Genomic DNA, 14,972 nt, shown 5'->3' on the forward strand with positions numbered 1-14,972 from the left:
TTTGGTCGCCTGAAAGAATACCGGCGCATTGCAACACGTTACGACAAAACGGCGAGGAATTATCTTTCAATGGTCAAACTGGGTTGCATCCGATTGTTTTACAAGAGGTTATGCAATTAAGGGACACTGCCTAACTGGCAGGAGACCCAGCAGAAGCAGCCTGACGGTAAATGGGTAAACTACAGCTATGACTGGATGTTCCAGCCTGGCGCGATGAAGCAAATCGCCGGTTATGCTGACGGTATCGGCCCGGATTACCATATGCTGATCGCAAAGAATTCTGCGCCAGGTAAGATAAGGCTAACGGCGATGGTTAAAGAGGCAAAAGCCAGCAATCTGCAGGTGCATCCCTGGACGGTCAGGTCTGATAAGCTGCCGAATTACGTTACCGATGTGAATGGGCTGTTCGAGGTACTGTACCGGCAGGCAGACGTCGACGGAGTTTTTACCGACTTCCCGGACAAAGCAGTACAGTTCCTGGCTGGCGAGAAGTAACTAAAATGGGCCGTTAATCAACGGCCCATTTTTACATTTCCAGTTCGATATCCCCTTTTGCCCGGCAGCAGCAGGGCAAAATCTCATCGGGCTGGATAAAGGCCAGTGGCTCAGTCACCCAGTCCACCTCGCCTGCAACCAGACGGCAGCGGCAGGAGCCGCAGTAGCCTTCACGGCACTGGTACTCCACTCTGACCTGATGAGATTCCAGCGCTGCCAGCAGAGAAGGGTGCTCTTCCTGGCACAACAGTTGTGTGCCAGTCAGACGCAGAGTTACGCGGGTCATCAGAGCTGGAAGTTGCTCAGATCGTCAGTATCGACTTCGGAGTCAATCTGACCCACCAGATAAGAGCTCACCTCCACTTCCTGCGGCGCAACCTGAACGTTATCGGAGACCAGCCAGGCGTTGATCCACGGGATTGGGTTCGAGCGGGTCTGGAACGGCAGATCCAGGCCGACAGCCTGCATACGGATGTTGGTGATGTACTCAATGTACTGGCACAAAATATCTTTGTTCAGACCGATCATTGAACCATCGCGGAACAGATAGTCAGCCCACTCTTTCTCCTGCACGGCGGCCAGCACAAACAGGTCATAGCACTCCTGTTTACACTCTTCGGCAATTTCCGCCATTTCCGGGTCATCGACGCCGGAACGTAGCAGGCTCAGCATATGCTGGGTGCCGGTCAGGTGCAGGGCTTCATCGCGGGCGATAAGACGGATGATTTTGGCGTTGCCTTCCATCAGCTCGCGTTCGGCAAAAGCGAACGAACAGGCGAAGCTGACGTAGAAGCGGATGGCTTCCAACGCGTTAACGCTCATCAGGCACAGATAAAGCTGCTTTTTCAGCGCCCGCAGGTTAACGGTGATGGTTTTGCCGTTAACGTTATGGGTACCTTCACCGAGCAGATGCCAGTAGCTGGTCATCTCGATCAGCGAATCGTAGTAATGGGCAATGCCTTCCGCGCGTTTCTGGATCTGTTCGTTGGTGACGATATCGTCAAAGACGATGGACGGATCGTTAACGATATTGCGGATGATATGGGTGTATGAACGGGAGTGGATCGTCTCAGAAAACGCCCAGGTTTCAACCCAGGTTTCCAGCTCGGGGATCGAGATCAGCGGCAGCAGCGCCACGTTCGGGCTACGACCCTGAATGGAGTCCAGTAACGTCTGATATTTCAGGTTACTGATAAAAATGTGTTTTTCATGTTCCGGCAGCGCCTGGTAGTCGATGCGGTCACGCGACACATCCACTTCTTCCGGACGCCAGAAAAAGGAGAGTTGCTTTTCAATCAGCTTTTCGAAGATGTCATATTTTTGCTGATCGTAGCGCGCCACGTTCACTGACTGACCGAAGAACATGGGTTCGAGCAACTGGTTATTTTTCGTCTGTGAAAAAGTGGTATAAGCCATTCGATGTGAATCCTGTTATTGATTGTTCCCCTCACCCTGACCCTCTCCCCAAGGGGCGAGGGAGAAAACTGCGCTGAGCAGTCGTCAGGGGAGGGTATGCATTATTAGATCTTACATGCGCCGCTTTCGCAGCCATCGTCCTGAATCGACGGAGCCAGATCGTCCTGCGCATCTTCAGCACCATCGCGGGTGTTCTGATAGTACAGGGTTTTCACGCCGAATTTGTAGGCGGTGAGCAAGTCTTTCAGCAACTGTTGCATCGGCACTTTTCCGGACGGGAAGCGTGACGGATCGTAGTTGGTGTTAGCTGAAATCGACTGATCGATAAACTTCTGCATGATCCCGACCAGTTGCAGGTAGCCATCGTTGTTCGGCATTTCCCACAGCAGCTCGTAGTTATTTTTCAGCAGTTCATAGTCCGGCACCACCTGACGCAGGATGCCATCTTTCGACGCTTTAATACTGACATGACCGCGTGGCGGCTCAATGCCGTTAGTGGCATTGGAGATCTGCGAAGAGGTCTCAGAAGGCATCAGAGCAGAGAGCGTGGAGTTGCGCAGGCCATGGGTTTTCACCGATTCACGCAACGCTTCCCAGTCATAATGCAGTGGCTCGCTGGTAATCGCATCCAGGTCTTTCTTGTAAGTGTCGATCGGCAGAATGCCCTGCGCATAGGTGGTTTCGTTAAACCACGGGCAGGCTCCTTGCTCTTTCGCCAGCTCATTGGAGGCTTTCAGCAGGTAGTACTGAATAGCTTCAAAGGTGTTGTGAGTCAGGTTGTTGGCGCTGCCATCGGAGTAGCGCTTACCGTTTTTCGCCAGCCAGTAAGCGAAGTTGATAACGCCGATACCCAGCGTGCGGCGGCCCATGGCGCCGCGTTTAGCCGCGAGGATTGGATAATCCTGATAATCGAGCAGGGCGTCCAGCGCACGAACGGCCAGCACGGCCAGGTCTTCCAGCTCGTCCAGATTTTGAATCGCACCGAGGTTAAATGCGGACAGCGTACAGAGCGCAATTTCGCCGTTTTCGTCATTCACATCGTTCAACGGTTTGGTCGGCAGGGCGATTTCCAGGCACAGGTTTGACTGGCGCACAGGCGCAACAACCGGATCGAACGGGCTGTGGGTGTTGCAGTGATCAACGTTCTGAATATAGATACGACCAGTGGAGGCGCGCTCCTGCATCATCAGAGAGAACAGTTCCACCGCTTTGATCCGCTGTTTACGGATGCTGTCGTCTTTTTCATATTTGGTGTACAGACGCTCGAACTCGTCCTGATCGGCAAAGAACGCATCGTACAGGCCAGGCACGTCGGACGGGCTGAACAGGGTGATCTCTTCACCTTTCAGCAGACGGGTATACATCAGTTTGTTGATCTGTACGCCGTAGTCCATATGACGAACGCGGTTACCTTCCACGCCACGGTTGTTTTTCAGTACCAGCAGGCTTTCCACTTCCAGATGCCACATCGGGTAGAAAAGGGTTGCCGCGCCGCCGCGAACGCCGCCCTGGGAGCAGGATTTCACCGCAGTCTGGAAATGCTTGTAGAACGGAATGCAGCCGGTGTGGAAGGCTTCGCCGCCACGGATCGGGCTACCCAGGGCACGGATGCGCCCGGCGTTAATGCCGATACCCGCACGCTGGGAAACGTACTTCACAATCGCACTGGAGGTGGCGTTAATGGAGTCCAGGCTGTCGCCGCACTCAATCAGCACGCAGGAGCTGAACTGACGGGTTGGGGTGCGTACGCCGGACATAATTGGCGTCGGCAGCGAGATTTTGAACAGGGATACCGCATCATAGAAACGTTTAACGTAATCCAGACGAGTGTCGCGCGGGTAACCGGAGAACAGGCAGGCGGCAACCAGCATATACAGGAACTGCGCGCTCTCGTAGATTTCGCCGGTGACGCGGTTCTGCACCAGGTATTTACCTTCGAGCTGTTTTACCGCCGCGTAGGAGAAGTTCATGTCGCGCCAGTGGTCGATAAACCCGTCCATCTGCTTGAACTCTTCTTCCGTGTAGTCTTCCAGCAGATGCGTGTCGTATTTGCCAAGCTCAACCATTTTCACCACGTGGTCATACAGCGCAGGCGGCTCGAACTGACCATAGGCTTTTTTACGCAGGTGGAAAATCGCCAGGCGCGCGGCAAGGTACTGGTAATCAGGCGCTTCGCGGGAAATCAGATCCGCTGCGGCTTTGATAATCGTCTCATGAATATCAGAGGTTTTGATGCCGTCGTAAAACTGAATATGGGAACGCAATTCCACCTGGGAGATAGACACGTTAGTCAGTCCCTCTGCCGCCCAATCCAGCACCCGATGAATTTTGTCGAGATTGATGCGTTCTGTCGCGCCATCGCGCTTTGTCACCAGTAGACTCTGATTCATGTGAAATTTACCTGTCCGTGAAGAAAAATATCCCCCTGATTATCCACAGCGCAGCGCTGTGACTAACTCTGTGGATAAATACTATATATAGGGGGTTTTAGATAAGAGAAACGCTATATGGTGAGTATTCTAGTAAGGATTCTTTTGAGTACAAGAGTTGATTTTGACGTTAAATTCAGGTTGCAAAAGGGTGATAAAGGCTAAGTCCTCGTCTCATAAGGCCTGGCGGGGATGTCAAGATTCGATAAAAAAAAATGAAAATTTGATCAAACGCTGGTTTCTTCATCGGGAAGGCAGGATTGCGTAACCTGATGTCACGCAATCTTTATAAGAATAGTGAATGACGTCAGACGTTTTTTGCTGTTGTATGTAACATATAATTAACATCAACGCCCGGCGCCAGTTTAAAACTGTTGAACAGCGGATTGTAATGTAACCCGATGATGTGGCGTTCCTGTAAACCGGCGCCCTCCACCCAACCGACCAGCTCTGCGGGTTTGATAAATTTTTTCACATCGTGGGTGCCTTTGGGCACCATTTTCAGCACATATTCCGCGCCAACCACCGCCATTAACCAGGCTTTGCCATTACGGTTAATGGTCGAGAAAAAGACATGGCCGCCGGGTTTGACCAGGCTGGCGCAGGCCCGGACAACGGACTGCGGGTCGGGGACGTGTTCCAGCATCTCCATACAGGTCACCACATCGTAACCCTGCGGGTGCCTGGCCGCGTGCTCTTCAACGGTTTCTTGTACGTAATCAACCGCAATACCCGATTCCAGCGCATGCAGGCGCGCAACCTGTAGCGGTTCAAAGCCCATATCAAGGCCGGTGACGGTGGCGCCTTCACGCGCCATGCTTTCTGCGAGGATCCCGCCGCCGCAGCCTACATCCAGCACCGTTTTGCCAAACAGGTCTCCGGCACGGGCGGCAATATAGCCAAGGCGCAGCGGATTGATGCGATGCAGGGGTTTAAATTCACCTTCCAGATCCCACCACCGTGATGCCACGGCTTCAAATTTGGCGATTTCAGCGTGGTCAACGTTTTGAGCAACCGATGATTTTTCGGCATTCATGGGCGCAATGACTCCTATTTTTTCAAGACGGATGAGTATATACCCAAAATAATTCGAGTTACATGAAGGCGGCAACGCAGCGAATCCCCGGGAGCTTACTGGAGTAAGTGACTGGGGTGAGCGAGGGAGCCAACGCACAGGTAACTTGAAGTATGACGGGTATAACAGTCCGCAGGCGCGAATAAAGCGTTGCTCAGGGTCTTTCCATTTACCTGATTCATTACGGTTGTGTTATAATTTGCGACCTTTGAATCCGGGATACAGTAGAGGGATAGCGGTTAGATGAGCGACCTTGCGAGAGAAATTACACCGGTTAACATCGAGGAAGAGCTGAAAAGCTCCTATCTGGATTACGCCATGTCGGTCATTGTTGGCCGTGCGTTACCAGATGTCCGCGATGGCTTAAAACCGGTTCACCGTCGCGTACTTTACGCCATGAACGTATTGGGCAATGACTGGAACAAAGCCTACAAAAAATCTGCCCGTGTCGTGGGTGACGTCATCGGTAAATATCACCCTCATGGTGATACCGCCGTATATGACACCATCGTTCGTATGGCGCAGCCTTTCTCCTTACGTTACATGCTGGTTGATGGCCAGGGCAACTTTGGCTCGGTAGATGGCGACTCCGCCGCAGCGATGCGTTATACGGAAATCCGTATGTCGAAAATCGCCCACGAGCTGATGGCCGATCTGGAAAAAGAGACCGTCGACTTCGTTGATAACTACGATGGCACGGAAAAAATTCCTGATGTTATGCCGACGAAGGTGCCGAACCTGTTGGTGAACGGTTCGTCCGGTATTGCCGTGGGGATGGCAACGAATATTCCTCCGCATAACCTGACGGAAGTGATCAACGGTTGCCTGGCTTACATCGATGATGAAAACATCAGCGTTGAAGGACTGATGGAATACATCCCTGGTCCGGACTTCCCGACCGCTGCGATCATCAACGGTCGCCGTGGTATTGAAGAAGCCTACCGTACCGGTCGCGGCAAGATTTACATCCGTGCCCGTGCGGAAGTGGAAGCGGATGCGAAAACCGGTCGCGAGACCATTATCGTGCACGAAATCCCCTATCAGGTGAACAAAGCTCGCCTGATTGAGAAAATCGCCGAGCTGGTAAAAGATAAACGCGTTGAAGGGATCAGTGCGCTGCGTGACGAGTCTGATAAAGACGGTATGCGCGTCGTGATTGAAATCAAACGTGATGCGGTCGGTGAAGTGGTGCTCAACAACCTCTATTCACAGACCCAGTTGCAGGTTTCTTTCGGTATCAACATGGTGGCGCTACACCATGGTCAGCCGAAAATCATGAACCTGAAAGACATTCTGTCGGCCTTTGTCCGTCACCGTCGTGAAGTGGTCACGCGTCGTACTATTTTCGAACTGCGCAAAGCCCGCGACCGTGCACATATCCTTGAAGCACTGGCGGTGGCGCTGGCCAACATCGACCCGATCATTGAACTGATCCGTCGTGCGCCGACGCCTGCTGAAGCGAAAGCCGGGCTGGTGGCGCGTTCCTGGGATCTGGGCAACGTGTCAGCGATGCTGGAACGTGCCGGCGATGATGCTGCGCGTCCGGAGTGGCTGGAGCCAGAGTTTGGCGTGCGTGACGGCCAGTACTATCTGACCGAACAGCAGGCACAGGCCATTCTTGATCTGCGTTTGCAGAAACTGACCGGTCTTGAGCATGAAAAACTGCTCGATGAATATAAAGAGCTGCTGGAACAAATTGCTGAACTGCTGCATATCCTGGGCAGTGCCGATCGTCTGATGGAAGTTATCCGTGAAGAGCTTGAACTGATCCGCGATCAGTTTGGCGATGAGCGTCGTACCGAAATCACCGCCAACAGCGCGGATATCAACATCGAAGACCTGATCAATCAGGAAGATGTTGTTGTGACGCTGTCTCACCAGGGTTATGTGAAATATCAGCCGCTGACTGACTACGAAGCACAACGTCGTGGTGGTAAAGGCAAATCAGCTGCACGTATCAAAGAAGAAGACTTTATCGACCGCCTGCTGGTGGCTAACACCCATGACACCATCCTCTGCTTCTCCAGCCGGGGTCGTCTGTACTGGATGAAGGTCTATCAGTTGCCGGAAGCCAGCCGTGGGGCGCGTGGTCGTCCAATCGTCAACCTGCTGCCGCTTGAAGCGAACGAACGTATCACCGCGATCCTGCCGGTACGCGAATACGAAGAAGGCGTTAGCGTCTTTATGGCTACCGCCAGCGGTACCGTGAAGAAAACGGCGCTGACTGAGTTCAGCCGTCCGCGTTCAGCCGGGATCATTGCCGTTAATCTCAATGAAGGCGATGAACTGATTGGCGTGGATCTGACCTCCGGCAGCGACGAAGTGATGCTCTTCTCTGCGGCAGGCAAAGTGGTGCGCTTTAAAGAAAACGCGGTACGCGCCATGGGTCGTACCGCGACCGGTGTTCGCGGTATCAAACTGGCGGGTGAGGATAAAGTCGTTTCACTGATCATTCCTCGCGGTGAAGGTGCGATTCTGACGGTAACGCAAAACGGTTACGGTAAACGTACTGCTGAAGGCGAGTACCCGACCAAATCGCGTGGCACCCAGGGCGTTATCTCCATCAAGGTGACCGAGCGTAACGGTTCCGTGGTGGGCGCGGTGCAGGTGACTGATACCGACCAGATCATGATGATCACCGATGCCGGTACGCTGGTGCGTACGCGCGTGTCGGAAATCAGCGTGGTAGGGCGTAACACCCAGGGCGTGATCCTTATCCGTACTGCGGAAGATGAAAACGTGGTTGGTTTGCAGCGCGTTGCAGAACCGGTGGATGATGAAGAGCTTGATTCCATCGATGGCAGCACCGCAGAAGGGGATGATGATATTGCCCCGGAAGCGGAGAGCGACGACGACGTGGCCGACGAAGCCGACGAATAATCTGAGTTATCAGGGCCGGTTCTCCGGCCCTTTCTCTTTGCCATTGCGACACTGACGTTTTAACGTTACTTTAACTTCAATTTATTCATCCCCCCATGGCGGAGCTTCCCCAGGTTGAAATACCTCGTCTCTTTTCGTAGTACCCTGAAAGTCTCTCGTTACCTCTTCAGGGCGCTGGCGCTATTGCTTTGGCTGCTGATTGCTCTTTTTTCGGTATTTTATATCGTCAACGCATTGCGTGATAAAGAAGCGGAAATTCGTCAGGAATTTAACTTAAGTTCCGATCAGGCGCAGCGCTATATCCAGCGAACTTCAGATGTCATGAAAGAGCTGAAATACATCGCAGAAAACCGCCTCACCGCAGAGAATGGCATTCTTGCCTCCCGCGGTCTGGACACCAAAACAGATATTCCGGACTTTGAGCCGCTTTTCCCCGACTCGGATTGCTCAAAAATGGGCACCGCCTGGCGTGGTTCGCTTGAGTCGCTGGCCTGGTTTATGCGCTACTGGCGCGATAATTTCTCAGCGGCTTATGACCTTAACCGCGTTTTCCTGATTGGCAGCGACAATCTGTGCATGGCGGATTTTGGCCTGCGCGATCTGCCCGTTGAGCGTGATAACACGCTTAAAAATCTGCATGAGCGGATCATCAAATACCGCAATGCTCCGCAGGAAGAGCGCGGCAATAACCTTTACTGGATGAGCCAGGGACCACGGCCTGGCGTCGGCTATTTCTATGCGCTGACGCCGGTTTACCTTGGCAATCGCTTACAGGCGCTGCTCGGTACTGAGCAGTCCATCCGGATGGAAAATTTCTATACCCCAGGCAGCTTGCCGATGGGGGTTACTATCCTGGATGAAAATGGCCATGCGCTGATTTCTCTGGCCGGTCAGGATAATCGCCCGGAGGTTGATCCTCGCTGGATGCAGGCCCGCAGCTGGTTTGGTTATACCTCTGGCTTTCGTGAGTTGATCCTCAAAAAAAGCCTGCCGCCTTCCTCGCTGAGTATCGTCTATTCGGTGCCAGTGGATATGGTGCTTGAGCGTATCCGGATGCTGATCCTCAATGCCGTGTTGCTGAATGTGCTGGTGGGTATTGCGCTCTTTACCCTCGCGCGGATGTACGAGCGGCGGATTTTTATTCCCGCAGAAATGGATGCTCAGCGACTCGAAGAACATGAGCAGTTTAACCGTAAAATCGTCGCCTCTGCGCCGGTGGGGATCTGTATCCTGCGAACCCAGGACGGTACCAACATTCTGAGTAACGAGCTGGCGCATAACTATCTGAATATGCTCACCCATGAGGACAGACAGCGGCTGACGCAAATTATCTGTGGGCAACAGGTTAACTTTGTTGACGTGCTGACCAGCAATAACACCAATCTGCAAATCAGTTTCGTCCACTCGCGCTATCGCAATGAGAACGTGGCTATCTGCGTGCTGGTGGATGTCAGCGCCCGCGTCAAAATGGAAGAGTCATTGCAGGAGATGGCGCAGGCGGCAGAGCAGGCCAGTCAGTCGAAATCGATGTTCCTGGCGACCGTCAGCCATGAGCTGCGCACCCCGTTGTACGGCATTATTGGTAACCTCGATTTGTTGCAGACCAAAGCCTTGCCAAATGGGGTCGACAGGCTGGTGACGGCAATGAACAACTCCTCCAGTCTGCTGCTGAAAATCATCAGCGATATTCTCGACTTTTCGAAAATTGAGTCCGAACAGCTTAAAATCGAGCCGCGTGAATTTTCCCCACGAGAGGTGATGAGTCATATCACCGCTAACTATGCGCCGCTGGTTGTGCGTAAACAGCTGGGGCTGTACTGCTTTATTGAGCCGGATGTGCCAGCCACTCTGAATGGCGATCCGATGCGCTTGCAGCAGGTGATTTCCAACCTGCTCAGTAATGCGATTAAGTTTACCGATATTGGCTGTATTATTCTGCATGTCCGCAGCGATGACCACTATCTCAGCATTCGCGTGCGTGATACCGGGGTGGGCATTCCCGGTAAAGAGGTGATGCGTCTCTTTGACCCCTTCTTCCAGGTGGGGACCGGGGTGCAGCGTAACTTCCAGGGCACCGGCCTGGGCCTGGCGATTTGTGAAAAGCTAATCAACATGATGGACGGGGACATCGCCGTCGACACCGAGCCGGGTATGGGGAGTCAGTTCACCATCCGTATTCCGCTGTATAACGCGGTCGCGCCAGCGCTGAGCGATCCTGGCGCGCTGTCTGACACCTGCTGCTGGTTGTCGGTGCGCAACGCTTTCCTCTCCAGTTATCTCGAAACCCTGCTGGCCTGGAACGGTATTCTGGCGAAAACCTGGGATGGCCGTGAACTGGATGCCCAGGACACGCTTATCACTGACGACAATCTGCCGGACGTCTGGAGCGGGCGGGCTGCAATCGTCTTCTGTCGCCGACACATTGGCGCGCCTCTGGAGCGGGCTGCGGGTGAGTGGCTGCTCAGTGTTGCTTCACCGCATGATGTGATTGCACTGCTGGGCAACATTTACCGTATCGATCGCAACGCGCCGGAAGTGAGTCACGCGCTGCCGTCAGCGGATGGCGTTGAAGCGCAGAATGATGATCTTATGATCCTGGTGGTGGACGATCACCCCATCAACCGTCGCCTGCTGGCCGATCAGTTGGCATCGCTGGGTTATCAATGTAAAACGGCGGCTGATGGCCTCGATGCGTTGGCCGTGATGAGTAAAAACAAGATTGATATTGTGCTGAGCGACGTCAATATGCCGAATATGGATGGCTATCGCCTGACCCAGCGTATTCGTGAAATGGGGCTGACATTGCCCGTTATTGGGGTCACGGCGAACGCCCTGGCGGAAGAAAAACAGCGCTGTCTGGAGTCCGGAATGGACAGTTGCCTGTCGAAACCGGTGACGCTGGATGTGATTAAGGTGACGCTGGCGACCTACAGTGAACAGGTCCGAAACAGCAGACGCTAAAAGCACACCCCGGCGGTTGCCGGGGTGTTGCGGGTTACTCTTTCTCGGTCTGAGTAAGGGTAACGGAAGAGAGGTAGTTCAGCAGGGCAATATCATTCTCAACACCCAGTTTCATCATGGCTGATTTCTTCTGGCTACTGATGGTTTTGATGCTGCGGTTCAGCTTTTTAGCAATTTCTGTTACCAGGAAGCCTTCTGCGAACAGGCGCAGAACTTCACTCTCTTTCGGAGACAGGCGCTTATCGCCATAGCCGCCGGCACTGATTTTTTCCAGCAGACGTGAAACGCTTTCCGGGGTGAATTTTTTGCCCTTTTGCAAGGCGGCCAGCGCTTTAGGCAGGTCAGTTGGCGCGCCCTGTTTGAGCACAATACCTTCGATATCCAGATCCAGTACCGCGCTCAGAATGGCCGGGTTGTTGTTCATTGTCAGAACAATGATCGACAGGTTCGGAAAATGGCGCTTGATGTATTTAATCAGCGTAATGCCATCGCCGTATTTATCGCCCGGCATGGACAGGTCAGAGATTAAAACGTGAGCGTCCAGTTTCGGCAGATTGTTGATCAGTGCTGTGGAATCTTCAAATTCGCCAACGACATTTACCCATTCGATTTGTTCGAGTGACTTGCGAATACCGAACAGTACAATCGGATGGTCATCGGCAATAATTACGTTCATATTGTTCATGTATTTAGGCTACCTTGCTACAGCAAGCTCTTGACGTAAGCGTCAATGTCGCTGATGTAATTTTCTATGCCTGGAACATCCTTCTCGCGAATCAAATGCTCCAGCGTTTCGCACAACTGCTTACCAGGAATCAAATTAAGCATGGCAAACACCCCTTTAAGGCGGTGCGCTGTCTGCGCCAGCGCAGCGAAATCGCTAATCGCTGATTCAGTATACAACCTCTTAACATCATCCGGTACTGTGTCAACAAACAGCGCATAATAGCCGCTGGCGTGGAGTTCCGCGTTTTCATTGCCCCCCAACGGTGACTCCAGTACCTCTTCCTGTGCCAGTTGTTCTTCAATAAGCTGCAATACCGCTTCCTGCATTGCATTACTCATATTAAAGTTTACCCGCAATTGGCCGGGTCCAATTTTTCTCAGACCCGCCTCATCATCGCTTAAAAGCAAGCCTGAGGATGTAAGATTAGACGGATTATCTGTTAAAAACAGGTCAAACTCTTGACTTAATTGTCGTTCATCCGGGGAAATACAGGATGCGCCCCAGTTTTCCAGTTGTCGAACCACAATATTTCGAATTTCGCTGGAGGTGATGTCAATCATGGCGACCACCTCATCCAGCAATTTTTCTTCTGCTTCTTCCGCCTGCTGGACACGAGCGGCCATTTTGACATGCAGTGAATAGCGCGTGCCCAGCTCTTCCCGTGCTTTGATATTCAGATGACCGCCCAGCTTTCTCGCCAGCTGATCGCAAAGCCAGAAGGTGAGGGCGTTGGCTTTACCGTATTGATCGCTCTGGGTAGTGTTAAGAAACGGAAAGTGGAGATTATCTATTTCACTGTTGCTGACGCCGGTTCCGGTGTCGAGAATGCGGAACGTCAGGCGATCCTCGGCGGACTCATCCCGGCTCACTTCAAGAGTGATTTTACCAATTTGCGTGGTGGTTACCGCATAGTGGATAAGCAGCATCAGGATCCGCAGTAACGCATCGCGATCCCCATGACGGACCTCATTGGCGGGCAACTGGTTGTTGATCAGTAACTGCAGGCCCTTACGTTTGATCACCGGCAGCACCTGGGGCACCACCTCATCAATCAGATCCTGAATCGAAAACTGTGTGGCTTGCCCCTTCCAGCTGTCGTTCTCCAGCATGTTGGCCAGTTGAATGTCATCGACCAGACGCGCAAGGGCTTCTGCATGGCTTGCCAGCTGGTTTGCGTCTTTGTCGCCAATGGCAACCGCCTCATTAACCAGGGCGAAGACCGGCTGTTTAAGGGCGTCACCAATGTTTTGCATAAAGGCTGCGCGCCCCTGCTGATTCTTTTCATACAGGCGCTGGGCTTGCTTGAGCTTTTTATTCACCAGCACTTCCCGGTCCTGATCGCGGATGATGAAGATCTGAGTGCGTGAAGCGACCTGACTGCGGAACTGACGGATCTCGTACAGCTCATTATTGATGGTGGCCTGAATAACCCCCTGATGCTGGTCAGCCATGGAGGTGATGTTTTGCAAATTAAGGTGCGGCAGCAGGTGGTCGGCAATTTTATTGCTCAATACCGTGCGGTTTGCCTCCTGGTCATGAACCAGAAGACCGAGCGGCAACAGCGAAACAATTTCTTCATTGAATGCGCGCATCACCCGTAGCTCGTTACTGTTGCCCGCCGGGGGAAGGCCATCGCTGTTGCGGCCAGGCTGATGACGGAAAGTGGTGTAGCCGAAGAGCGCGAGAGCCAGCAGACCAATGTTCAGCAGCAGAGGCAGCAAAATGTTTTGCAGCGTGTCGAGCAGAAGGGTGCCGAAGGGAACCTGCCAGACCATGCGCAGCCCGGTGGTGTTAAGGGATGACGCTATCTCAATTTTTGAACTGTTGAAATTGATGGTGACGCTGTCGGTGCCTTCTTTGTCGGTGGTGCGCAGGTTGGTTTGCGTCGGATCGCTTTCAAGGCGGAAGCTGTCCAGCGTCATGCCGGGCGGGATCAAATCATTGATTGGAAGATCAAAGGCCACCACGGTTGCCAGATGACCCGGCTGGTTAAAGGTTGTGCGCAGCGTAAAGTAATGGCCATTCTGCCAGGCAAGGTTGCGTAGCGTGGAAAAACTTTCCCGCTCGTCCAGAGCATTCGCCTGCTGCAACATCTCTGCCCGACGAGAGTCGACGATGCTGCCAATCGCTGACTCTTTAAAGCCCGATGACAAATCCTTTAACGGCAGGGTGGAGACCAGGATCATGCTGTTATCCTGGCCATTAAGATAATACATCGACCAGGGAATGGTTTCCGCGCCCCAGAGGGTATCCAGATAGGTCGAGATACGCTGGGTCATCTCCAGTGTCGCGCTGTCGTGGGAGCCAAAAATCAGGGCTTCCGTTTTACGGCGCGGTTTCTCTAAGTAGTAGACATCCTGCTTAAGGCGCGTTTCCTGCAAACCATCGCTGGCGCCAGACGACGAGGCTGCGGCTGCGATGTTGTCGTAAATCTGCCATGTCGCGTAGCGCCAGGTATCAATACGTTTATGCATAGCGTGCGTGATGTCGACAACCTGATAGCTTTTATCCTTCAGCCAGGTGTTAACCGCGCTCTGAACCATCACGCCCATCGTCACCAGCAGGACGATGATCAATAGAAGAAAGAAACGGGTAAGGTTGCCCGGAATCAGGGAAAACTTGCCAGGGATCATGGTGTCCGATCGACTCATTCGTGTGTATAACCCGTAATGACAACACTGCATAAGACACTCAGCGATGCGCTGAGACAATATTTGCTGCCGTGCCAAAAGAGCCCGCCAGCAGTCGTGGCGCTCTTGTAGGTGTTATGTTGCAGAGCAGTGTACAGCAGGCAGTATATCGGGTAATGAATGAATTTCCAGAGCCTCTTTCAGCTAAGGAAGGTGCGATTTAATCGGTGGGGTTCAGTGGAGTCCTTAGCTGTATTAGCCTTACCTTAGCTGAGCTGTATTATCTCTCTGTAAGACGTATACGATCACTTTTTTCTGGTGAATATTTGCTCTCGATTATTCTATGAATGGCAAAGAAT

The 14,972-nt window shown here is 52.8% G+C and carries 8 protein-coding genes and 2 pseudogenes; 4 read left to right on the forward strand and 6 right to left on the reverse strand.

Going from position 1 to position 14,972, the window contains the following annotated elements:
* Positions 1 to 120 (forward strand): annotated as a pseudogene (locus ACSZO4_RS20600) (IS5/IS1182 family transposase); the annotation flags it as partial.
* 12 nt (positions 121 to 132) lie between these two features.
* Positions 133 to 495 (forward strand): annotated as a pseudogene (locus tag ACSZO4_RS20605) (glycerophosphodiester phosphodiesterase family protein); the annotation flags it as partial.
* A gap of 31 nt (positions 496 to 526) precedes the next feature.
* Here the strand turns inward: ACSZO4_RS20605 and yfaE are convergent.
* The 4 genes from yfaE to ubiG form a co-directional block, all read right to left on the reverse strand.
* A complete protein-coding gene (yfaE, locus tag ACSZO4_RS20610; protein WP_437890947.1) occupies positions 527 to 781 on the reverse strand; it encodes a class I ribonucleotide reductase maintenance protein YfaE in 255 nt (84 codons plus the stop codon).
* Entirely contained in the window at positions 781 to 1,911 is a 1,131-nt protein-coding gene (gene nrdB, locus ACSZO4_RS20615; RefSeq protein WP_437890948.1) for a class Ia ribonucleoside-diphosphate reductase subunit beta, read from the reverse strand. Before nrdB ends, yfaE begins: the two co-directional genes overlap by 1 nt.
* Positions 1,912 to 2,015: 104 nt before the next feature.
* Positions 2,016 to 4,301, reverse strand: coding sequence for a class 1a ribonucleoside-diphosphate reductase subunit alpha (gene nrdA, locus ACSZO4_RS20620; RefSeq protein WP_437890949.1), 2,286 nt, complete (start codon positions 4,299 to 4,301; stop codon positions 2,016 to 2,018).
* 346 nt (positions 4,302 to 4,647) lie between these two features.
* Entirely contained in the window at positions 4,648 to 5,376 is a 729-nt protein-coding gene (ubiG, locus tag ACSZO4_RS20625; RefSeq protein ID WP_437890950.1) for a bifunctional 2-polyprenyl-6-hydroxyphenol methylase/3-demethylubiquinol 3-O-methyltransferase UbiG, read from the reverse strand.
* Between the two features lie 282 nt (positions 5,377 to 5,658).
* Between ubiG and gyrA the strand changes: the two genes are divergently transcribed.
* Both gyrA and rcsC read left to right on the forward strand, forming a co-directional pair.
* A complete protein-coding gene (gene gyrA / locus ACSZO4_RS20630) occupies positions 5,659 to 8,295 on the forward strand; it encodes a DNA topoisomerase (ATP-hydrolyzing) subunit A (RefSeq protein WP_437890951.1) in 2,637 nt (878 codons plus the stop codon).
* Between the two features lie 114 nt (positions 8,296 to 8,409).
* On the forward strand, positions 8,410 to 11,256 hold the full coding sequence (gene rcsC / locus ACSZO4_RS20635; RefSeq protein WP_437890952.1) for a two-component system sensor histidine kinase RcsC: 2,847 nt from the start codon (positions 8,410 to 8,412) through the stop codon (positions 11,254 to 11,256).
* Between the two features lie 34 nt (positions 11,257 to 11,290).
* On the opposite strand, the gene rcsB is transcribed toward rcsC, so the two are convergent.
* The gene (rcsB, locus tag ACSZO4_RS20640) at positions 11,291 to 11,941 is read right to left on the reverse strand and encodes a response regulator transcription factor RcsB (RefSeq protein WP_437430751.1); all 651 of its coding nucleotides are present in this window, start codon (positions 11,939 to 11,941) and stop codon (positions 11,291 to 11,293) included.
* 17 nt (positions 11,942 to 11,958) lie between these two features.
* On the reverse strand, positions 11,959 to 14,634 hold the full coding sequence (gene rcsD, locus ACSZO4_RS20645) for a phosphotransferase RcsD (RefSeq protein ID WP_437890953.1): 2,676 nt from the start codon (positions 14,632 to 14,634) through the stop codon (positions 11,959 to 11,961).
* Positions 14,635 to 14,972: the final 338 nt, after the last annotated feature.

Source organism: Phytobacter sp. V91, assembly GCF_965644225.1.
GTDB lineage: Bacteria > Pseudomonadota > Gammaproteobacteria > Enterobacterales > Enterobacteriaceae > CBFFRJ01.

What these genes read in the sequence shown, in the direction of transcription:
- yfaE (WP_437890947.1), bottom strand. Translation starts at nt 781, where the DNA reads ATGACCCGCGTAACTCTGCGTCTGACTGGCACACAACTGTTGTGCCAG.
- nrdB (WP_437890948.1), bottom strand. Translation starts at nt 1,911, where the DNA reads ATGGCTTATACCACTTTTTCACAGACGAAAAATAACCAGTTGCTCGAA.
- nrdA (WP_437890949.1), bottom strand. Translation starts at nt 4,301, where the DNA reads ATGAATCAGAGTCTACTGGTGACAAAGCGCGATGGCGCGACAGAACGC.
- ubiG (WP_437890950.1), bottom strand. Translation starts at nt 5,376, where the DNA reads ATGAATGCCGAAAAATCATCGGTTGCTCAAAACGTTGACCACGCTGAA.
- gyrA (WP_437890951.1), top strand. Translation starts at nt 5,659, where the DNA reads ATGAGCGACCTTGCGAGAGAAATTACACCGGTTAACATCGAGGAAGAG.
- rcsB (WP_437430751.1), bottom strand. Translation starts at nt 11,941, where the DNA reads ATGAACAATATGAACGTAATTATTGCCGATGACCATCCGATTGTACTG.
- rcsD (WP_437890953.1), bottom strand. Translation starts at nt 14,634, where the DNA reads ATGAGTCGATCGGACACCATGATCCCTGGCAAGTTTTCCCTGATTCCG.